This is a genomic window from Rothia sp. HMSC076D04, from assembly GCF_001814645.1.
Taxonomy (GTDB): Bacteria; Actinomycetota; Actinomycetes; order Actinomycetales; family Micrococcaceae; genus Rothia; species Rothia mucilaginosa.
Map to the genome: position 1 here is coordinate 1 of NZ_KV817370.1, position 20844 is coordinate 20844.

At 63.6% G+C, this 20844-nt stretch carries 10 protein-coding genes; 5 read left to right on the plus strand and 5 right to left on the minus strand.

Translation table 11 applies throughout. The features are described from left to right. Positions 1-96: 96 nt before the first annotated feature. Positions 97-1320 carry a YlbL family protein gene (locus HMPREF2980_RS06195; RefSeq protein ID WP_070690860.1) on the minus strand — a complete coding sequence of 408 codons (1224 nt, stop codon included), beginning with the start codon at positions 1318-1320 and terminating at the stop codon, positions 97-99. Positions 1321-1629: 309 nt separating this feature from the next. Between HMPREF2980_RS06195 and HMPREF2980_RS06200 the strand changes: the two genes are divergently transcribed. Beyond that, positions 1630-3093, plus strand: coding sequence for a zinc-dependent metalloprotease (locus HMPREF2980_RS06200; RefSeq protein WP_070690863.1), 1464 nt, complete (start codon positions 1630-1632; stop codon positions 3091-3093). 162 nt (positions 3094-3255) lie between these two features. On the opposite strand, the gene HMPREF2980_RS06205 is transcribed toward HMPREF2980_RS06200, so the two are convergent. Both HMPREF2980_RS06205 and HMPREF2980_RS06210 read right to left on the minus strand, forming a co-directional pair. Beyond that, the gene (locus tag HMPREF2980_RS06205; protein ID WP_083313515.1) at positions 3256-3894 is read right to left on the minus strand and encodes a M48 metallopeptidase family protein; all 639 of its coding nucleotides are present in this window, start codon (positions 3892-3894) and stop codon (positions 3256-3258) included. Continuing rightward, complete coding sequence (locus HMPREF2980_RS06210) at positions 3878-5797, minus strand: ATP-dependent helicase (protein ID WP_070690864.1); 1920 nt, start codon at positions 5795-5797, stop codon at positions 3878-3880. The genes HMPREF2980_RS06205 and HMPREF2980_RS06210 overlap by 17 nt, the downstream gene beginning before the upstream one ends. Positions 5798-6123: 326 nt before the next feature. On the opposite strand from HMPREF2980_RS06210, the gene HMPREF2980_RS06215 reads away from it, so the two are divergent. Then, a complete protein-coding gene (locus tag HMPREF2980_RS06215) occupies positions 6124-7125 on the plus strand; it encodes a phosphotransferase (protein ID WP_070690867.1) in 1002 nt (333 codons plus the stop codon). A 1033-nt stretch (positions 7126-8158) separates the two neighbouring features. On the opposite strand, the gene HMPREF2980_RS06220 is transcribed toward HMPREF2980_RS06215, so the two are convergent. Together HMPREF2980_RS06220 and HMPREF2980_RS06225 are read right to left on the minus strand one after the other, a co-directional pair. Beyond that, positions 8159-12952 (minus strand): ATP-dependent DNA helicase, encoded by a 4794-nt coding sequence (locus HMPREF2980_RS06220; RefSeq protein WP_070690870.1) that lies wholly within the window; start codon positions 12950-12952, stop codon positions 8159-8161. Between the two features lie 79 nt (positions 12953-13031). After that, entirely contained in the window at positions 13032-16892 is a 3861-nt protein-coding gene (locus tag HMPREF2980_RS06225; RefSeq protein WP_070690873.1) for an ATP-dependent DNA helicase, read from the minus strand. Between the two features lie 171 nt (positions 16893-17063). Here HMPREF2980_RS06225 and HMPREF2980_RS06230 point away from each other — a divergent pair, with 171 nt between their 5' ends. From HMPREF2980_RS06230 to hemL, 3 genes are all read left to right on the plus strand, one after another. Then, complete coding sequence (locus HMPREF2980_RS06230) at positions 17064-17759, plus strand: 3'-5' exonuclease (RefSeq protein WP_049353292.1); 696 nt, start codon at positions 17064-17066, stop codon at positions 17757-17759. Between the two features lie 151 nt (positions 17760-17910). Further along, positions 17911-19278 carry a threonine/serine exporter family protein gene (locus HMPREF2980_RS06235; protein WP_049346936.1) on the plus strand — a complete coding sequence of 456 codons (1368 nt, stop codon included), beginning with the start codon at positions 17911-17913 and terminating at the stop codon, positions 19276-19278. Positions 19279-19488: 210 nt separating this feature from the next. After that, complete coding sequence (gene hemL / locus HMPREF2980_RS06240) at positions 19489-20838, plus strand: glutamate-1-semialdehyde 2,1-aminomutase (RefSeq protein WP_070687495.1); 1350 nt, start codon at positions 19489-19491, stop codon at positions 20836-20838. Positions 20839-20844: the final 6 nt, after the last annotated feature.

A 20844-nucleotide genomic window follows, 5' to 3' on the forward strand; every position in this document is an offset into this window, starting at 1 on the left:
TATTTAATGCGTCCAAGTTTCGGGGCGCAGTTCATAAAGTACCGGGGCTGACTTCTACGCTATACGGGTGAGAACCTTGCGGAGAAAAACGTTATGTTAGGAACCGCAGCGGGGCAGGGAATCATCCGGGGTGCCAGACTTAATTGCCTCGACCGTCTTCACCGCCTCATCCAGGGTCGACACCGGCACAACCACCATCGTGCCGCGCACCTGACCGGCGTGATAGTAGTTGAACAGGTCGGGGTCCTGCGCCTGCATCTTCACAATCGAATCGCAGTTCTCCTTAGGCGCCAAGAAATAACGCGCACCGTAACGGCCCGTCGCCAGAATCTTGTACTTGATACCGCCAATTGCGCCGACCTTACCGTCTGCATCAATCGTGCCGGTACCCGAAATGTAGCTGCGGTACGGGTCGCCGCCGGCGTCCTCATCGGCGAGCAGAGTACCCTCGCTCAGCTTATCGACCGTGCCCAGCGCCAGCATCAGACCGGCACTCGGGCCGCCCACACCGTCCAGGTTGTACTGCACGTGTGCCGGCAGGTCATAGCTTTGCTTCAGGCCAGCGCCCAGAATCCAGCGGCTATCATCACTCGAACGGACCGGGGTCAGCTTAAACGTCTGCTGCTTGCCGTCACGCTCCACGGTCACCTCAATCGGCGAACCGTTCGACGCATTCACAGCCTTCGGAACATCGGTGAGGGTCTCAATCTGCTTCTCCCCCACCTTCACGATGCGGTCATCAGCCTTCAGCGCACTCGCCGCCGGGGAACCCTCCACCGTGGAAAGCACCTGAACCTTCTCAGTCACCGGCATCTTCAGCTGGCGCATCGCCGCAACCTTCGCCTGAGTCTGCGAATCAGCCATCTGCGCGCCGGTCGCCGCCGTCGCCTGCTCATGGCTCACGTGCGGGTACAGGGCATCGGTCGGCACCACGAGGCTGCGGTTACCGTCAAACGCCAACCAGCCGTAGAACGCCTCCGCGCCGGACAGCTCCGTGTACGGGCCGCCCGAAACCGACACCGTGGTCATGTTCATCTTGCCGAACGTCTTATAGCTCGGCGCACCCGAGACCTCAATGACGTCCTTCTCCTGGTAGGTTCCGAGCACGTCAAAGAGAGGGCCGGGGCCCTCCTTCACATAGGAGCTGGGCAGCACAAAAGCACCAGCCAGCAGGGCGCACGTCGCCACAGCGCTCACCGAACGCAGGTTCACACGGCGCGGCGCAAAACGCGAACGGCGCTTAGCCGCCTTCTCATTACTCTTCACGCTCGCGGAGGCGGCGTTCGGCTGCTGCTCAGCATCGGGGGTGGACTTAGTCATGGTTTCTACAGTACCGGATAAACCTACTTTTCAACACGCGCGCGGGCACCCTCACCCAGCTAAAAATAGAGCAACCACGGGGCGTTTACTCTCTTGCCCCCGCTCTTGCCCCCGCCGCACTGTGTCAGCACCCCGAGGTTACAGCGGCACGAAAAAGCTCCCAAACCCCGGCGCCAGAGACAAGCTTGTGAGCCCTCAGCTGATTAAGCCGCATCCACAGCGGTGGCGCGGGAAATTCTCAGCAAAAATCGGTAGGCTGGACAGCGAGCGGGCCAGCTGCGCCCACCCCCGGATTACGAAAGGCTTCACATGTCTGAGAACCCCACCGGCGGCGCCTCCAACGAGCGCGACCCCCTCGAAGAATTCATTAAGAAGATGCAGGAGCAGGGCTTCGATCCCTCCGCAGGGGCAACCGGCCAGGGCGGTAAGGGCGCCTCCTCCAACGCACAGAACCCCTTCGGCGCGCTCTTCGGCGAAGGCGGTCAGAACCCCTTCGGCATCAGCATCGACCCCGAAGACCTGAAGAACATGGGCATGAGCTTCGACCCCGCCATGATGCAGAGCATGTTCGCGCAGGTACAGGCAATGTTCTCCGGCGCGGGCGCATCCGACAGCCCCAGCGGCGTGAACTGGGATAACGTGAAGAACCAGACCCGCCAGATGCTCGCATCCATGGGTGAAGACCCCTCCGTACCCGAAAACCTCAAGCGTGCCGTAGAAGACGCGGCGAACCTCGCCGACCTCTGGCTGGACGCCGTAACCACCGTTGAACGCCACAACCACCCGGTGCAGGCATGGTCCAAGGCCGAATGGGTTGAGCATTCCTTCGACTCCTGGCGCGAAATGGTCGAGCCGGTCGCAGCCGAAGTCACCCAGTCCATGGTCATGCCCGGCGCACCTGAAGACGTGCCCGAAGAGATCTCGCAGATTCTCAACAGCGGTTTCTTGAACAACATTGGTTCCGTGATTTTTGGTGCGCAGATGGCTCAGGCACTCGCGCAGCTCGCCGGTGAGGTGTACTCCTCCACCGACGTGGGCTTCCCCCTCGCGCCCGGTTCCTCCGCGCTGCTGCCCAACGGCTACCAGCAGCTCGCCGAGAGCATCGAGGTTCCCCCGCAGGAGGTCCTGCTCTACCTTGCCGTGCGTGAATCCGCGCTGATCCGCCTGCACAAGGCAAACCCCTGGCTGCGTGAAGACCTGGTCCAGCTCGTGGCACGCTACGCCCGCGGCATCCGCGTGGACATGAACCGCATGCAGGACGCCGCATCCCAGGTGGACATGAGCAACCCCGACGCCGTACAGGAAGCATTCGAAGGCGGCATGTTCAGCCCCCAGCGCACCGAGGACCAGGAGCTTGCCGTTCAGCGTCTCGAGGGTCTGCTGGCCCTCATCGAGGGTTGGGTGTCCGTCGTGACCGAGGATGCGACCCGCAACCTGCCCAAGGCACCGCAGCTGACCGAAATCATGGCGCGCCGCCGCATCGACGGCGGCCCCAGCGAGCAGGTCTTCGAGAACCTGGTCGGCCTGGAACTGCGCCCGCGCCTGGTGCGTGAGGCACAGCAGTTCTGGCGCTGGTACGAAAACTCCCACGGCATTGAGGCGCGCGACGGCCTCTGGGACACCCCGGAGACCCTGCCCACCCCCGCCGAGCTGGAAGACTTCACTGCATACGATGCGCGCATGAACGAAATAAGCCTGGACGATGTGGACTTCGACTCGGAGCTGCAGAAGCTGCTGGACGGTGGCTTCGGCGACGCGCCCGAAGAAAAGTAAAGCTGAGCAAAGTAACGCTGAGCGAAGTAAAGCTAAGCGTTAACAAGTAAATAGCTGACAGTCGAGCGGGGGTGGCTTGTGAATATACAAGCCACCCCCGCTCGAGTGTTCGGTTGGTTTTTGCTTCTTTGATTTTCGGGAAGCGCTTTAGTCGGCTGGATTTTAGTCGGCGCTGTTTTCGCCGCGCTCGCCCTCGGCACATTCGCTCTCGGCACGCGAGCGCCCCAGCGCGTACCCCTCCAGGTAGGCCTGCGCCCGCAGCAGCTGCGGGTAGCGCGCCTCCAGGGCACGGAACGCCGCCGAATGATTCGGCTGCAGCAGGTGGCAGAGCTCGTGGTGAATCACCGAATCCAGCACGTACTCGGGCACGCCCTGCAGCTCCGAGGAGATGCGAATCTGCGTGTTCGCGTAGGTTGCCGAGCCCCAGCGCTGACGCTGGTTGCTCACCCAGCGAATCGACAGCTTCTCGAGCCTGCCCGAGGCGACCAGCTCCGGCAGGTTCTTCTGCGCCAGGTGCAGGGCGCGGGAGCACAGGTACTCGTCCGTGACCGTCAGCTGCGTGGCACGCTCACGGCGGGCGGCACGACGCTGAATGCGCGGCAGCAGGCGGGCAATATGCTCGTCAATCTCTTCGCTCGTACTCGCGGCGGGAATGAGCAGGCGGTAGGCGGGGTTGCCGTGCTCGTCCACGCCGTTGCGCTGCATGCTGATGGTGCGGGTGCGGCGCGCCGAGCGGACCAGCTCAATCTGCGGACGGTCCTCGGTGGCGGGCAGAATCTCACGCTTAAAACGCTGAGCCATAATCTCCTCTTCCCTTCGACGAACGGCGAGTCTGAGCCGAGCGGGCCTGGCCGTACGAGGAACCGGCGCTCTCCACCCTGCGGCGGCGCTTCGCCGGATCAATATCGTCCAGGAAACGCGAACGCTTACGCTGACCGCGACCGCCCACGGTGCGGGTCATCGTCCAGGTTAGCCACAGGTACTTGCGGGCGCGCGTAATGCCCACGTACAGCAGGCGGCGCTCCTCATCCACCTCGTCCGGGGTGGTCGCAAAAGTGATGGGCATGAGGCCCTCGTTCAGGCCGCACAGGAACACGGCGTCCCACTCCAGGCCCTTAGCCGCGTGCAAGGAGGCGAGGGTTACGCCGTTGACCTGCGGTGCGTCATTGAATTCGCTGCGGTGGTTCAGGGTCGCCACGACCTCGTGCATGGTCAAAGGTAGTGGCTCGGGCACGCCCGGGCGCGGGGTCGCGCGGTGCTCCTGAAGCTGCTCTTGGCGGTGCTGCGCCATCATGTCCACCATGTGCACCAGGGCGGCGAGGGACTCCCACTTCTGGCGGGTGGCGCCTCCCGAAAGGGGGCCCTCCTCCTTATAGCCGAGGCCGCCGAGTACATCGCGGGTGTAGCGGGTGACGTCCTCGGTACCGTCCGTGGACTTCGCCGAACCGCGCAGGGCAAGCATCGCCTGCTTGACCTCGGGGCGCTCAAAGAAACGCTCCGCGCCGCGCAGCTGGTACGGAATATGGGCGGCAGCCAGCGCAGACTCAATCGCCGCCGACTGCGCGTTCGTGCGGAACAGCACGGCAATCTCTGAAGGCGGCACGCCGTCCTTCTCAATCAGGTCGCGGATATCCTCGGCAATGCCGGCCGCCTCCTGCTCATCGTCGGCATAGCCGAACCACTCCACATCCACGCCGGGGCCGCGCTGAGACATCAGCTCCAGCGGCGGCGCCCACGAATGCGGGCTCGAATCCGGATGCGGACGACGCGCCGCCAACAGACGGTTCGCCAACTCCACCACCTGCGAATGCGAGCGGTAGTCGCGGGTCAACTTCACCGTGTGCGCGCCACGGTACCGGCGCGCAAAATCCAGCAGGTAACGGCTGGTCGCACCGGTAAAAGAGTAAATCGTCTGAGAGGCGTCACCCACCACGCAAATATCGTCGCGGCCACCCAGCCACACATCCAGCAGACGCTGCTGCAGCGGAGACACGTCCTGGTACTCATCCACCACAAAATGGCGGTACTGGTTGCGGACGGTCGCGGCGAGCTTCTCATCCTCCTCCAGCATGGCGATGGTCAGCAGCAGCACGTCCTCAAAGTCGATGAGGTTACGCTCATCCTTCAAATCCTCATACGCCTGGAAAATACGCTGCATATTCTGCGGGGTAACCGTCGAGGGCAGCTGCTTCTCGCTCAGACGCTGCATGATGGTATCCGGGGTGAGTAGCTGAACCTTCGCCCACTCAATCAGCGATGCCAAATCACGCAGCAGAGAACGGTCCGTGCTGATGCGCAGACGGTTCGCCGCCTCCGTAATGAGTGCTGCCTTATTCTGCACGATGGACGGGAACGTACCGCCCACCACCTGCGGCCAGAAATACGCCAGCTGACGCAACGCCGCCGAGTGGAAGGTACGCGCCTGCACGCCGTGCGCACCCAGCTGGTGCAGGCGGGTACGCATCTCCTCCGCCGCGCGCAGGGTGAAGGTCAGGGCGAGTACGCGCGGGCCCTGGTAGCGACCGATCGCAATACCGTAGGCGATGCGGTGCGTAATCGCGCGGGTCTTACCGGTACCGGCACCCGCCAGCACGCGCATGGGCCCGTCCAGTTCGGTGGCGACCGCACGCTGATCCGGGTCAAGCCCGGCGAGGATATCGTCTGCGGAGATCATATGCTGAGGCTGCTGAGGTGTGGCGGTCATAATGCTCCATCAGTAAGGCGGGCGGTACGGGCAGACGGCTTACGCTCGCGCGGGCATACGGACATGTGCGTATGCGGGTGCGCGAGGCGGTGATAGCCGGTCTTCCATTGTATTCTCCCAGGCTGTGTTCTCCAGACCCGCCGCGGCTTCTTAGCTGCTGCTTTCATTCAGGGCGTGAGGAACCCACCTCTTTTGGAGTGGCAAGTAAAAGCGCAACAGGCAACGCAGACGAGCACGTTTAGGCTTGTCCACAAGTATCTTCACCACTTGGCATAAAGATCCTAAAAACTACTAAACGGCACACATTGGTTTGGTAACCTTAACCCGTGACTTTATCTCCCCTTCAGCTAGCAGCCATCGTCTCCGCCGGAGTGCCCGGGATTTACCCCGTCGGCGCCGAACCGGTCCGTGAAGACAGCGACGACTTCGACTCGGCAATCATCGCCGACTCCACCGGTCGCCGCTGGCGAGTGCGCGCCCCGCGCCGCCCCGACGCCAGCATGCGTCTGGAAGCTGAACACCTTATCCTGCAGTCGTTCAGCCCCGGCCTGCGCGCACGACTGCCCTTCGCCGTACCCACCGTCGCCGGGACCGTACCCTACGCGGGCGGCAACGTCTTCGTGTACACGCACATCCCCGGCACCATCTACGACGTGGACCAGCTCGCCGAACTGAGCCGCCGCGAAGTTGCGGCGAACCGCCCCTCCCTGGCGTCCATCATCGCCAAGGACATCGCGACCCTGCACGTGATGCCCGAAGACATTATTTACGAAGCCGACCTGCCCTCCTACTCTTCGGAGCAGATTCGCCTGCGCAAGAACGCCGAGCTCGAGCGTGCCGCCGCAACCGGCAAGGTGCCCGCCGACCTGCTCGCGCACTGGCGTACCGTGCTCTCCCCCGGACCCATGTGGCAGTTCCGCCCGCGCGTGGTCCACGGTGACATGGGTGCAGAAAACCTCGTACTGCATGTCACGCCCTCGACGGCGCGCATCGTGGAGGTCACCGGCTGGTCCGAGGTGCACGTGGGCGACCCCGCGCAGGACTTCGCGTGGCTGTACTCCTGCCAGGACATCGACTTCACCGACGAGGCAATCGAGGTGTACCGCCAGCAGATGCCTCAGCTGCCCGACGCCTACCTGGCGCAGCGCGCGAACTTCTACGCGGAGTTCGCGATCGCCCAGTGGCTCACCCACACCGTGGAGGTTGGCGACCGCGACGGCGCAACCCACGCCGTGTCCATGCTCCTGGATATTCAGGACGACCTGCGTGCCTCCGGCGAACTGCTCGGTCAGGAGGAGGTCGGTCCGCTAGTCGGCCCCACCGAGTAGGTATTGGGTCGGGTAGCTGTTAGGTTGCTACTTACCGCATAGGTTTTCGGTTCAGCTAGATTTTCAGTTCAGCCCCGCAGTACTGCGCTGCGGGGCTGAGCTGTACCTACTGGGCTGTATATCCGCTAGGTTGTAATCCGTTGCCTCGCGCCCGGTGAAACCAGCTCTCCTGACTGTCTGTCGAACCGACGGGATGATGCCTATAAGGGCTAATGGAGGGGCTTTAGTGGCCTTTTTGACAAAATTTCTTTAAGTGTTTCCTCTCACCTTTTGAGCACCAGTTTTGCATTTTTGTGCATGAATGACTCAGATTAAGGCTGAGACTTGAAGGTGCGCTAAAGGTGCCATTCACAATATTTCCCGGACGCAAATACGCCACAAACCCACAAAAACCAACTTTTGGTTTTGAGAGTCCACAGAGCCTCAACTTCACCTTGAACTATGCTCAAAATAGTGCATTTTAGGGTAAAAACTTTGCCCGTAGATTTTTTCAAAAACTCCTGGAATACTTTTGCTGTGCCGCGAGAATACCAGCGGACACACTCCCCATAGCGCACTGACCAGCGCTGATATCGTGGCAGCGATAAATTGGGGAGACAGATTGGACGGGACCCTGACCGGTCATGTCAGACCCGAGCCGGATTCATGCACCGCGCAACCAATCACCGATGGCAGAAATCTATAGAGTTACTTTCGAGGTTGTGTTTGAGAGTAAAGACGCACGCAAACCCCACGGGGCGCCGGCGGCGCGAGTGAGGTCGCGAGAGCGGCAGTCGTTCGGCGCGATTCTTTCCCGGAGCGTGCGAGGGCACGAAGTACCTCTATAGTTCTTCAGCGGCTGAGGACGCCTCTTACCCTAATGCAGTGGGGTAACGAGGCGTCCTCTGCCATTAACCGTAAAAGTCCGCGCAGAAAAGCAGCTCACGAGGCGCAACGCCTACGTGAGCTGCTTTTCTCTATTCGGTGACAGTAAGCGCTAGCACGCGAGCGCCGCCCGCCCGGCGCTGGGAGATTCGCTGTTGAGATCCGCTACCTAGCCCTTGCGCGCCTCGCGGATCACCTTCGCCAGCTGCGCCTCCGAGGGCAGGCCGCCGCGGATCTGGTGATCCCACACCTCCGCAACACCCTTGCCGCCCAGGTACACGAACACGGTGCTGATACGCTCCGGGTCCACGCCCATAATGCGGGAGAACGCGATGCGGTACAGGCCCAGCTGGAAGCGTCGAGACTGCATGGTCGACATCTTCGGGCGGGAACCGCTCTTCCAATCCACCAGCACCCAGCGTTCGCCGCCCTCGTCCTCGGTGCGGAACACCGCGTCGATACGGCCGCGCAGGCTTACGCCCTCGATGTGGGTTTCGACCGGGTATTCGACCGCCCAGATGCGGTCCTTCCACTCGTCGCTGCCCCACTCACTGTTGGCGAAGCGCTCCCAGAGGCGCTGAACGGAGGCGTCCAGTTCGCTCTCGGATTCCTCGAAGTCGTCCTCGAAGGTGAACTCGTCCTGTTCCTGCTGGTCAGCAGGATCTGCAGAACCAGAGGAATCTGCAAGCTCAGCGGGATCTGCAGGCTCAGCGGGCGCGGCGGAGGCGGAGGCAGCAGCAGAAGCAGGCAGGTCAACGCCCACCGTGTCCTCCGCGTCGGGTGCCTCCAGCGGGTCGGCGCTCGGCGCCACCCCGAAGTGCTCCTCAATTAGCGCGTGCACCGCCGTACCAATCGTTGCCGCGCGCGAGGGACGCTGCGGCACCGGGCGCATCAGCTGATGCACCGTGCCCTGCGGGTCCTCGCTTAGGCGAATGAACGTGGATGCGGACAGGTGCCCTGGCAGCTGCTCGCTCAGCACCGGGTCGGTCTGGCCCATCATGAGCAGTAGCAGGTCGGCTTCGCGTTCCCAGTCCACCGCCTGCTGGCGCAGGGATTCGGGAATGGCGGACTCGCCGTGTGTAGCGGGTGCGGCGGATGCAGGGTGGTTTGCGCTCTCCCCCGCTACGACCTCCGCGCCCTGCTGCGGGTCGCCCGCGCCAACGGCGAGCTCCACCGCCAGGGCGGCGCGCTCCACCGCCTCACGACGGCTCGAGGAGTTAATCGCAATCTCACGCTCCAGTTGCTCATGCTGGCCGCGACGAAGCACCGCCTCCGTGCCCCGGTTGAGGGCATCGTCAGAAGCCCAACGCCAAATCACGGGGCGCTCCAGCGGATCAAAAGGCCACATGGCGGTCAGCACCGCACCCAGGTTCGGGTTCCTGTCCTCGTAGTTCTTCTGGGCGAACTGGCCGCGCACCTCAATCGGCAGCGCCGCCGCCACCGTCGGCGAGAAACCGGGCTGAGGCGGTTGCGCCTCACGCCATTTCTCCCGCTCGGTGGCTTCGATAATCCATTCGGGCACCGGCAGGTTCAGGCGGGTACAGTTCTCCGCCACCGTGCGTGCTCGTACGGAAGGAGCCGCCAGCTGCCAATCCTGCGCGAGGGCAGGAGCCATGGCCTCAACCAGCGCCCACGCGTAGCGTTGCACCTGCTCGGCGTAGGTTGCCCGAGCATTCGCGCGCGCCTCCGCCTGTACGGGGGTGAGCTCGTCGGCGTCTACGGGGTAGAGTTCCAGCTCTTCCAGCAGTGCCGCCTCATCGGGGGCGGGCGGCAGGTTCGAGGGATCCACGACCGTACCGTGCACCAGGGTCACCGGCTCCGCCAGGCGGTACTTCGACTCCGCCAGCTGCTCAGCCCAGCGGCGCACATGGTTCAGGTGCACCTTCTTGCGCTTATCGGCGGGGTTCGGCATCGTGTACGACAGGCCCATACCCACCAGCTGCGGTGCCGCCCAGGGGGTATCCATTGTCTCTTCGAAACGTACAGAGGGCGCATCTACCGTGGGGGTGCCCATGTCAAAGAGCGACTTGAAAAGCATCTCCATCAGCTCCTCCCAGAAGGGCTGCACCGGCAGGGGGAGCATAGCGGCGCTCTTCCAGCGGTAGGCGCTCATCGCCAGCAGGTTACGGGCACGGGTCATCGCCACGTACATGAGGCGGCGGTCCTCCATGCCGGCATGCTCGGCGGCATCATCCTTATGCTCGGCCAGGTAGTCTTCCAGGTCCTTCGCCTTCTCGAAGGCGGTAATCTCCTCCGGGGTCTCAAGGATCGAGGGAAGGTACTCGCGGTCGCCACGCAGCGGCCAGGGCAGAGCCGTATTAGCCGACATCTGCCACAGGTTCGGGGTCTGCCCGCCGGTCGCACTACCGCACAGACCCGGCAGAAGCACGTGATCCCATTCCAGGCCCTTCGCGGCGTGCATGGTCATCAGCTGTACCGCGTTCGGGTCAGGCTCCACAGCGCCCAGCGCCAGGCCCTTCTCCTCATCATCGGCACGTTCAAGCCACGCGAGGAAACCCATCACGTAGCTCACGCCGCCCGAAGACAGCAGGAAGCGGCGCGCACCCGGGTCGCCCTCCTCCGCGCTCACGCCGTCAGAGCCGGCGTAAATCATCGCGTTAATACGCGGCGCCGACATGCCGTAGGCGGCGGCAACCTCGTGGAAAGCGTCCAGGTTCGCACGCGAACCCAGCGGGTCGGTACCCGGGCGGACCGCCAGCTCAATATCCAGCAGCATGGTGCGCTCAATCTCGTACAGCAGCGTGCCCAAATCCTCGCTCAAACCGGCACGCAGCACGCGCATCTGCTCGGCAAAAGCACGCAGACGCTCCAGCGCCGCCGGGGAGAAACGGCGGCCACGGTACTGCTCACCGTAGAGGGGTTCGCCGTCCGCGCCGTCCTGCGGTAGGTTCTCCACCGCCTCGATCAGGGAGGCGTAGCCGGAGGAATCCTCCACCGCGCCCTTGAGGGTTTCGTCCAGGCGCTCCTGGGCGGCGCGCAGGTGCTCTGCCTGCAGGTTGATAGCAGCAGCGTCGTCGGCGTCTTCAGCCTCGGCGAGCATACGCAACGCCATCTGCTCGCGCAGGGCACGCTCACGCTCACGCACCAGCGACTGAGCCCAATCACCCAGCGCCAACATATCCGCCGCGCCCAAACGCCAACGCGCACCCGTCAGCAGGCGCGCCAGAGCATCCGAACGGTTCGGATCAGCCAGCACACGTAACGCCGACACCAAATCCACAACCTCCGGTTGGGAAAGCAAACCGCCCAAACCCACCTGCTGCACCGGAATACCCAGACGCTCGCACTCCACACGAATCGGGTCCAGCTGACCGTGCACACGCGCCAACACCGCAATCTCAGGCATCTTCAAACGCGGATGCACAGAACCATCACCGGAACGATGCGCCGCGTAGGCGCGCTCATACTCGCGCACCGCCTGGGTACGCATCGCCGCAATACGCTCAGCGATAGCCACAGCCTCCTCGCGGTCAGAGTCGTGGTACGTCAAATCAACGCGCCCCACCATGCCCGCGGCAGCCTGCTCAAAGGCGGGTGAGCCCGGCTCCCCCACCAGAGCGCAGCGCGGGCGCAGGTCAGGAACCTGAGCGGCGGTAATATCGCCGTCGGCGGCACGCACCCACTCGGGAACCTCCTTCAGCTTCTCCGCCACATGGTTCGCCGCGTTCAGCACCGAAATGTCGTTACGCCACGCAATGGACAGGAACAGCGGCCGCACATGCTTGGTTGGGAAATGACGGTAGAAGCTGAACATCTGGCCGTCCGAAGCGCCACGGAAACCGTAAATCGACTGCTTCGGGTCACCCACAGCCATCACCGGATGCGCCGGAATACCCGCCGCCTCATCGGCACCGTAAATCGAGGAGAACAAGCTCATCTGCGCGTGCGAAGTGTCCTGGAACTCGTCCAGCAGAACCACCTTGAAGCGGGCACGCTCACCCTCGCGAATCGCCGGGTCAGCCTCCGCAATACGGGCGGCAAAACGCATCAGGTCACCAAAATCCAGCACCTGCATGCGCGCCTTCACGCGGGCGTAGCTCATCGCCATGCGCGCGTACACTCGGCGGTTCCGCAGCAGACGCTGAACCTTCAGAATGTCCTTCTCAGTCTTCGTCTCACGGCGAGGCTCGGGCACCGCCGCATACGCCGCCAACTGCTCGGTGCAGAAGTCAATAACCTGTTGCGGCTCCACCAGGTGCTCCGCGCACTCGTCAGAAAGCTGCAGCATCTGGTTAATCATGGTCGCCGCAGAGACCGGCACGCCGTCCTTATCGAGGGGAAGCTCCCCCTCCCAGTACTGCACAATCTGCGCGGCAAGCTGCCACTTCTGCGCATCGCCAAGCATTTGTGCGTCCTGCTCCACGCCCAAGCGCAGACCGTACTCCTTGACGAGGTTATTCGCGTAGGAGTGGTAGGTGAGCACGGTCGGGTCAGCGATACCTTCGCGCAGCTCCTCATCGGTCGGGGCGACGCGACGGCTACGGCGCAGCGTGTTCAGGCCGGCACGCATACGGCTGCGCAACTCGGTTGCCGCCTTGCGGGTAAAGGTCACGCCAAGCACCTCTTCAGGGCGCACAAAGCCGTTATCGACCAGCCAAATCACGCGGTCAACCATGGTCGCGGTCTTACCCGAACCGGCGCCCGCAATGACGAGGGTTGGGGCGGGGCCCGCCTCAATCATGCGGACCTGCTCGGGGGTCGGCTTCTTACCGTCCGCGCCGTTGAGCATCTCGGCAATATCGAGGGCACTGCGGTAGTCGGCAGGCTTCAGCGCGGGGTCATTCCCGGCGGCTTCAGCCGAGAAGAGCACGCCGTTGGGCAGCTGCCAGCTATTGTGCTCGCACCACTGGGCGGGGGTGAGCATGCCGGTGCCAGAACCGGGGTGAGCGCCGGGGGTAGTAGCGCCCTGCATATCAGCGCCATATGCGCCAGAGTCAATCATGATTCCTCTTCCTCATGAATCATTCTCATGGGAGGTTCGCGGTGAGTGATATCGAAAGTAAACGTAGGGTACGCGGCTACTAGGGCTGCGTCACCTGGCGGCCGCGCGTACAAATCGGGCAAATCTCCGGCAGGCGGCACCCATAGCCGCCCTCACGGTGACGAGCCTGCACCTGCGAGCCAGCAATCAGCTCCGCGGCGTGCTGCACCAGCTCAGCCGCCCACGAATCGTGCTCCGTCAGAGCCGGCTGAACCTGCAGACGAGTCTTGCTCTCGTCATTCACGCCCGAGGCGCCCAGCTGCACCAGCGCCGCGCCTGCGGAATGACCCGTGTAGCCGGTGTACTCCAGCTCCTGGGGGCGGGCATCCGGTAGCGGTTCGCCCGCCTCCAGGGCGGCGGCTTCGGCGCGGTAACGCTCCTCCAGCTGCTCACCCGCGCCAGCCTCCACCGCAACCTGGTAGGCGGCAAGCTGCGGATGCGTCTCCATCTCCGAGCCGGTCGGCTTAGACTTGCCGGTTTTCAGATCGACAATGGCGTAGCGGCGGGTGCCGTCCTCCGCCGGGGCGGTACCCTCGAGGCGGTCCACACGACCGGTGAGCAGCGCATCCAGCTCGCCAACCTCACCGGCGGGGTCGAAGGGCACGGGCACACGCACCGCGAAGGAGCCTTCAACACCGAGGTTCTGCCAGCCAGCGTCACCCATGTGCTGACGGTAGTAGTAGCTCAGGCGCAGAATCATGCGCTTGGCGCGCTCGTAGAGGGCGTAGGATTCCCAGGGCACGCGCTCGCGGTACTCTTCGTCGGTTTCGTCCTCCTTGCGGGCGGGCACGCCGAGGGAGCTAATGCGCTCGTCGAGGGCGGTTTGGAGCTCTTCGAGGGTGCCGGTCGGGTACTCTTCGGCGATGGCGTGCACGAGCGTGCCGAGGGAGCGGGACAGGTCGGTTTGGGCTTCCGCGCGGGCTGCGGAAACCAGCCAGTCCAGCGGGGAGCTGTGGATGGTTTCCAGGCGCGAGGGCGAGAGCGTAATCGTGCGGCGGCCGGGGTTTTCGGCCTGTTCTTCACCGTGTTCTTCGTCGTCTTCGCCGTGGTTTTCGTCCAGCTCAGCGTGATCTGCCGGGCGGTGCGCAAAGAGCAGCTCCGTGCTAGAAAGCGGCAGCAGACCCCACCACTCGTCGGGAGCGGCGCCGGGTGCCTGCGCATTCGCCAGGCGCGCCAGAGTGCGGGAGGCGGCATCAAGTCGGTATGCGGAAGCCTCCGGGGTGGGCGCCTCTTCTTCCGGTGCGTTGTGCATCGGCGCGCCGTCCTGAGCGTCTTCGGCACGCATGGCATTCAGCGACTCCTCAACGAGGGTGCGGCGAAGCTCCGCCACGAGGGAACGCAGGGTCGCGGGGCGGCGCACGCGGGTGATGGGCACGTCCGTGGAGTCGCCGACCGCGTCAGTGGGCAGCACGAAGTCGAAGAACTCGCCGGGTGCCTGATCGTCGTTGCGTACCGCGGTGAGCACGAGGCGGGTGCTGGCTCGGGTGGCGGCGACGGCGAACATGCGCAGCTCGTCGTGGCGGGTGTCGCGCACGCGTTCGGGGTAGCTGCGGATGCGGGCGGGCGGCACAGGCTGCTCGCTCTCCCCCGCCTGCTGTTCTGCCTGCTGGGCGCGCTGGCGGAGGCGCGCATCGCACAGGTCCACAAGGTCGCCGGTGCTCAGCAGGGAGCCGCGCACGGTGGTGTTGGGCCAGGTTCCTTCCTGCAGACCGCATATATATACAGTGCGCCAGGACTGACCTGCGGCGAGCGCGGGGGTGAGAATCTCGACCGCGTCTTGGCGTACGCCGCGGGCGGCGAGGGTGTCCATGGGTAGGTCCTGCGCGTCGATGAAATCGAGGAACTGCTCGGCACCGGCGCCGCGCATCTGCTCGTCGAAGCGGTCGGCAGCTTCGAACAGACCAATCATGGCGTCGAGGTTGCGGTGGGCGGCATCGGCGTCGGGGCCTGCGCCGCGTGACTGGGCGACCCAGGTTTTTTCGAGGCCGCTGGCTTCCCAGAGCGCCCAGAGCACTTCGGTGCTGGTGGATTCGGGGCGAGCGAGTGCTTTACGTCCGGCGGAGAGCACGGCTGCGATGCGGTGCACGGCGCGTCCTACGCCCTCTTCGGGGAGGGTTTCGGGGTGTAGCAGGGCGCCGAGGAGCAGGTCGTCGCTGGGGCGGTGGCCGCCGCTTTGCAGTTCGATGGATCGTAGCTGCTGGCGGAGTCGTCGCACGTCCATGCTGGATGCGCCACCGAGCCGGGAGGTGAGCAGGGTGATGGCGCTCTGCGCGCCACCGAGGGGGTTGGCGCGGCTTTCTTCGGCGATGACGTCGTCGAGGCTTCGGCGCATGAGCTCTTCAGCTTCGGTTGCGCTGAGGGTTTCGTAACCGCTGCGCTCGGCCGCCTCCGTACCTTCTGCACCTTCTGCGGCGGGCATGTGCACGGCGGGATTGAGTGCCTTCTCGCCGCGCTTGCGGGCGTAGACGAGCAGGCTGAGCGCGTCGAGGAAGGGGCGTACGGCGGGCTCGTCGCGCACCGGCACGAGCGCCGCGGAGGTACGCGAGGGAATACCGTTCGAGGAGAGCACGCGGCGGATGCGCGCCACGTCCGCGCTGCTACGCACGATGATGGCGGACTCGCGGTAGGGGTGGTTGCCGTAGATGCGTTCTTCGAGCAGCATTTGGGCGATGAGGTTCGCCTCGTCCTGAGAGCTGGAGAGCGCATACTTATACACGCCGGCGGGTGCGGTGCGGTAGTGCGCGGGGTCGAGGATTTTGCCGTCGGCGCCCAGGTGCAGCAGCGGTTCGTCTGCGGCGCCCCAGGTGAGGGCTTCGTCGGCGGGGGTGGTGTTGATGCGTCCAAAGGTTGCGGGCGCACTGTTCTTTGCGCCTCCCTGCACACCATTCTTCGCCCTATCCTGTTCAGCGGTGAGCGGCACAAACCGGGTGTAGCGTGGCAGGCGGCGGCGAATGTCTGCCACGAGCGGCATCATGAGAGCGGGCAGGCGGTACGAGGTGGTGAGCGTGCGGGTGCGCATGCTCGGGAAGCTTGCCTGCAGGGTGGTGACGAGGTCTGGGCGGGCGCCTCGGAAGCCCTGGACGACGGCTTCATCGCTGTAGGTCATGACAACCTGGGGGCCTTCAGCGAAGAGGTCGGGGTGGGTTTCGGTCAGGTGCGCGGCGTCTGCGGGGGCGACTTCTGCGGCGATGAGGCGCAGCAGCCGGTAGATGGAGGGGCTGAGTTCCTGCACGTCGTCGATGAGGATCAGGTCGTAGCGGCGGCGTTCTTCCGCGAGGAATTCGGGGGCGCGCAGTAGCAGCCGGCAGGCATCGTTAATGAGTACTGCCGGGTCGTAGGCGTTTTTGGCGCGGAGGGCTCGCACGGCACGGTATTCGGTGTGCAGTTGGGCGAGGGCGTGCCAGGCGGGCTGGTTGTGTTCGGTGGCGAGGGCGTGTACGTCTTCGGCGGTGAGGTCGTATTCTGCCATGCGGTCGAAGAAGTCGCGGATTTCGTGGCGGAATCCGCGGGTGGGCAGGGCGTCGCGGAGTACGTCGGGCCAGGTGGGGCCGGGTGCGATGCCTTGGGCGTGGTTGGCGAGCAGTTCGCCGATGATGACGTCCTGCTCGGGGCCGGAGAGGAGTTTGAGGTTGCCTTCTACGCCGCTGAGCAGCCCGCGGGTTTGGGCTCGTTTGAGCAGGTCGAAGGCGTATGCTGCCCAGGCGCGGGTGGGTGCTACGGAGAGGCTTCGGTCGCTGGATGCGGCGATGGTGTCTCGCATGCGGGTTGCGGCGGTGCGGGTGGGTGCGAGGATGAGTAGTCGGGCGGGGTCGTTCCCGTCGGCGAGGTAGCGCAGGGCGCGTTGGGTGAGGTGGTGGGTTTTACCGGTTCCGGGGATGCCGGTGAGAAGTTGGGTTGTCATGGTTTCAGTCTATCGGCTGTAGCGCGCTTGCACCTTGTCGGTGGTCTTGTGGGCTCGTCGGCTACTTATGTGCCGCCTCGGTGGTTTAATATGCCGCCCCGCGGGGGGCTTATCCACAGCTGCGTGACGACCGGGCGCGCGCCTGCACCGCCGCTGGGTTAGTCTTATAGCATGACCTGGATGAACGGCCTGCGCGCCACTTTTGACCTTGAAACCACCGGTGTGGACGTCACCACCGCCCGCATCGTGACTGCTTCCCTAATCCTGCTGGACCCTCAGGGTAATGTGGTGCGCCGTGGCGAGTGGCTTGCCGACCCCGGCGTTGAGATTCCTGCCGGTGCCGCCGCCGTGCACGGTATTACGACCGAGTACGCGCGTGAGCATGGCCGTCCCGCCCGTGAGGTCGTGTGGGAGCTTGCCGGCGCGATTGGTGCGCTCAATATTGATGGTGTGCCGATTATTGCGTTCAATGCCGCCTACGATTTTTCGGTGCTGCACCACGAGATGCTGCGCCACAATATTGCCAACGGCGAGCTGCCGCCGGGTGTGGTGCTCGACCCGTATGTTCTGCATAAGCACGTGATTCCGCGTAAGCGCGGCAAGCGCACCCTTGAGGTTCTTGCCGCCGAGTACGGTGTCTCCCTGGAGAATGCGCACACGTCCGCTGATGATGCCCTGGCGGCGGAGCGTCTGCTGGTGAAGCTGACCGAGCAGTTCCCCGAGGTTCTCAACGTGGATGCGCGCCAGCTGCACGAGCAGCAGATTCAGTGGGCGGCGGAGCAGGCGGCGAGCTTCCAGGCGTGGTTGCGAACGCAGCCGGGTAAGGAATCTGAGGTCATTGACGGCCGCTGGCCGGTGCGCCGATAAAACTGCGCCGCTAAAAACCTAGGCAGCATCCCCAAACACCTCTCCTTTACTGACGGGCTGACACTATCCCCGCAGGGGCTTCTCCCCTATGCTAGAAGGTAACCGCACCTACACGAATAGCACGTGAATAGCACGACCCGGAAGGCCTCTCATGGATGATCAGCCCCGCACTACCGAGCCGTACCCTGACACTAATACGCGCAGTATTTATCTGGGGTCTACCCGTCTGGCTCATGAGCACCTGGTGGCGCAGTCGCAGGTGGTGCTCCGCCTGGGCCGCATCCTGATGAAGTCGGGTGCGAGCGCATACCGTATTAAGGCGTCGATGGCGCGTTTGGCGAAGGCTGTGGGGTTGAAGGAGCATCACGCGCAGGTGACCTTCACCGAGATTTCGACTTCTTCGTACACTGACGGTAATTTCCGTACCGAGGTCGCTGAGCAGCGCACGATGGGCATTAACGCTCATAAGCTGGATCAGTTGGGTAAGTTCATTTCTGAGCTTCCTGAAAAGATCACCCCTGCGGAGGCGAACGCCGAGCTTGACCTTATTGATTCGGCGAAGCCTCTGTACACCCGCTGGATGTTGGCGCTGGCGTCGGCGGTGGCGTGTGCCGGGTTCGCGTTCCTAAACCGTGGCGGTCTGGTGGAGTGCACGGTGGTGTTCTTCGCGGCGGGTGCCGGCCAGTTTTTGCGTTCGACTCTGCTCAAGCGCGGGGTGAGCCATTTGGCAACGTGGATGGCGTGCGGCTTCCTGGCGGCGGGCCTGTACATTGCGCTTGTTAATGTGCTGGTCGCGGCGGGTTGGATTAGCCCGAACCATATGATTGGTTTTATTTCGTCGGTACTGTTCTTGGTGCCCGGTTTCCCCATGGTGACGGGCATGCTCGATATTTCCCGCATGGACTTTTTGGCGGGTATTTCGCGTCTAACCTATGTGGGTTTGTTGTTGCTGAGTGCGTCGTTTGCGGTGTGGGTTTTGGGTTCACTCTTCCACCTGCCGTTAGCGGCTCCTGCGCCTCTTAACCTTGACCCGACCCTGTATTTGGTGTTGCAGGTGCTTTCCTCGGGTGTTGCGGCGGCTGGCTTCGCGATGCTTTTTGCCGCTTCCCCAGTGGCGTGTGTGTGGGGTGGCGTGATTGCTGCGGTGGCGAACCCCGTCCGTATTCACATGGTGGAGGCAGGTATGCCCGCGCATATGGCAGCGACGATTGCCGTGTTTGGTGTGGGTATTTTGGCTGAGATTGTGGCGCCGCTGCATCAGCGTAAGTACACGCGTATTTCCCTGTCGGTTCCGGCGGTGGTGACGATGGTTCCGGGTGTTCCGTTCTACCGTTCGATGTCGCATTTTGCTAGCGGTGACATGTACTCGGCGGCAAGCGGTTTCGTGCAGTCCCTGCTGATTTTCATGGCGTTGGGTATGGGCCTGGCCTTCGTGCGTCTAATCTTCGACAAGAACTGGCTGTTCGATCAGGACACCCAGGTTCTGAACCGCCTGGATACCGACCGGCACCTGCGTTAGCGCGTTGCGCGTCCTCTCTGTTCTCTAACTTGTCTGTTGTGTTTTATCGTCACCTTTCGGTACGTTCAGGTGCTTGTCACCTGCGGTTCATCTGTAGCGCCTATGATGGTTAGGGTACGGGACGTTAGTAACGTGCGGGCTCTGTCGCCTGCCGTGCGTCGTCCCTTGTAATTCTTTAGTTCGCCGTCCCTGTTGAAAGGCACCGATACGATGACTCCTTCCTCTACCCACCCGCTGCACCACGAAGCCAGCGAGAAGCTTTTTGAGCGTTCTCGCGCGGTGATTCCCGGTGGCGTGAATTCCCCGGTGCGTGCTTTCAATTCTGTGGGTGGCACCCCCGCATTTGCCGCGAAGGCTAAGGGCGCGTACCTGTACGATGCGGACGGCAACGAGTACGTTGACCTGGTCTGCTCGTGGGGCCCGTCGATTCTGGGTCATGCGCATCCGCAGGTTGTTGAGGCGGTTCAGCAGGCGGCTGAGCGCGGTCTGTCTTTTGGTGCGGCGAGCGCGCCGGAGGCGGAGCTGGCCGAGCTGGTTGTCAACCGTATTAACGCGGTGATTCCCGGTGCTATTGATCAGGTGCGTATGGTGTCCACCGGTACTGAGGCGACCATGACTGCGATTCGTCTGGCGCGTGGTGTGACCGGTCGCGACAAGATTATTAAGTTCGCGGGCTGCTACCACGGTCACGTGGATGCGCTGCTCTCTGAGGCTGGTTCGGGCGTGGCTACCCTGGCGTTGCCGGGTTCTGCTGGCGTGACTGCCGCAACCGCCGCAGAGACCATCGTTCTGCCCTATAACGACCTGGACGCTGTACGTGAGGCGTTCGCGAACCACGAGGGTCAGATTGCCGCAATTATTACTGAGGCGGCGCCCTGCAACATGGGTGTGGTGACCCCCGAGCCCGGTTTCAACCGTGGCCTGCACGAGATTGCTCACGCGAATGGTGCGCTCGTCATTTTTGATGAGGTGCTGACCGGTTTCCGTGTGTCTTCGGCTGGTTACTGGGGTTACGCGGCCCCCGAGGATGGCGGCTGGGTTCCCGATATTTTCACGTTCGGCAAGGTCATTGGTGGCGGTATGCCCATCGCGGCGCTGGCTGGTAAGCGTGAGGTCATGGAGCACCTGGCGCCGGTCGGCCCCGTCTACCAGGCGGGTACCCTCTCCGGTAACCCGCTGTCGGTTGCGGCGGGCATTACGACCCTGACCCTGGCTGATGCCGCCGTCTACGCGCATCTGGATTCGCGCAGCGCCCAGCTGCAGCAGGCTCTGACCGAGGCGTTCAACGCCGCCGGTGTGGACCACTCCATCCAGAGCGCCGGTAACCTCTTCTCGGTCGCGTTCGGCACCTCTCAGGAGGGCGTGCACAACTACGCCGACATCAAGGCCTCGGCAACCAGCCGCTACAACGCGTTCTTCCACTCCATGCTCGAATCCGGCGTGTACCTGCCGCCGAGCGCATTCGAGGCGTGGTTCGTTTCTGCCGCCCACGACGATGAGGCGATGGACCGTATCATCTCGGCTCTTCCGGCTGCCGCAGCTGCTGCCGCATCCGCGTAGGAGTTT

What these genes read in the sequence shown, in the direction of transcription:
- HMPREF2980_RS06220 (WP_070690870.1), bottom strand. Translation starts at nt 12,952, where the DNA reads ATGATTGACTCTGGCGCATATGGCGCTGATATGCAGGGCGCTACTACC.
- HMPREF2980_RS06195 (WP_070690860.1), bottom strand. Translation starts at nt 1,320, where the DNA reads ATGACTAAGTCCACCCCCGATGCTGAGCAGCAGCCGAACGCCGCCTCC.
- HMPREF2980_RS06210 (WP_070690864.1), bottom strand. Translation starts at nt 5,797, where the DNA reads ATGACCGCCACACCTCAGCAGCCTCAGCATATGATCTCCGCAGACGAT.
- HMPREF2980_RS06235 (WP_049346936.1), top strand. Translation starts at nt 17,911, where the DNA reads ATGGATGATCAGCCCCGCACTACCGAGCCGTACCCTGACACTAATACG.
- hemL (WP_070687495.1), top strand. Translation starts at nt 19,489, where the DNA reads ATGACTCCTTCCTCTACCCACCCGCTGCACCACGAAGCCAGCGAGAAG.
- HMPREF2980_RS06225 (WP_070690873.1), bottom strand. Translation starts at nt 16,892, where the DNA reads ATGACAACCCAACTTCTCACCGGCATCCCCGGAACCGGTAAAACCCAC.
- HMPREF2980_RS06205 (WP_083313515.1), bottom strand. Translation starts at nt 3,894, where the DNA reads ATGGCTCAGCGTTTTAAGCGTGAGATTCTGCCCGCCACCGAGGACCGT.
- HMPREF2980_RS06200 (WP_070690863.1), top strand. Translation starts at nt 1,630, where the DNA reads ATGTCTGAGAACCCCACCGGCGGCGCCTCCAACGAGCGCGACCCCCTC.
- HMPREF2980_RS06230 (WP_049353292.1), top strand. Translation starts at nt 17,064, where the DNA reads ATGACCTGGATGAACGGCCTGCGCGCCACTTTTGACCTTGAAACCACC.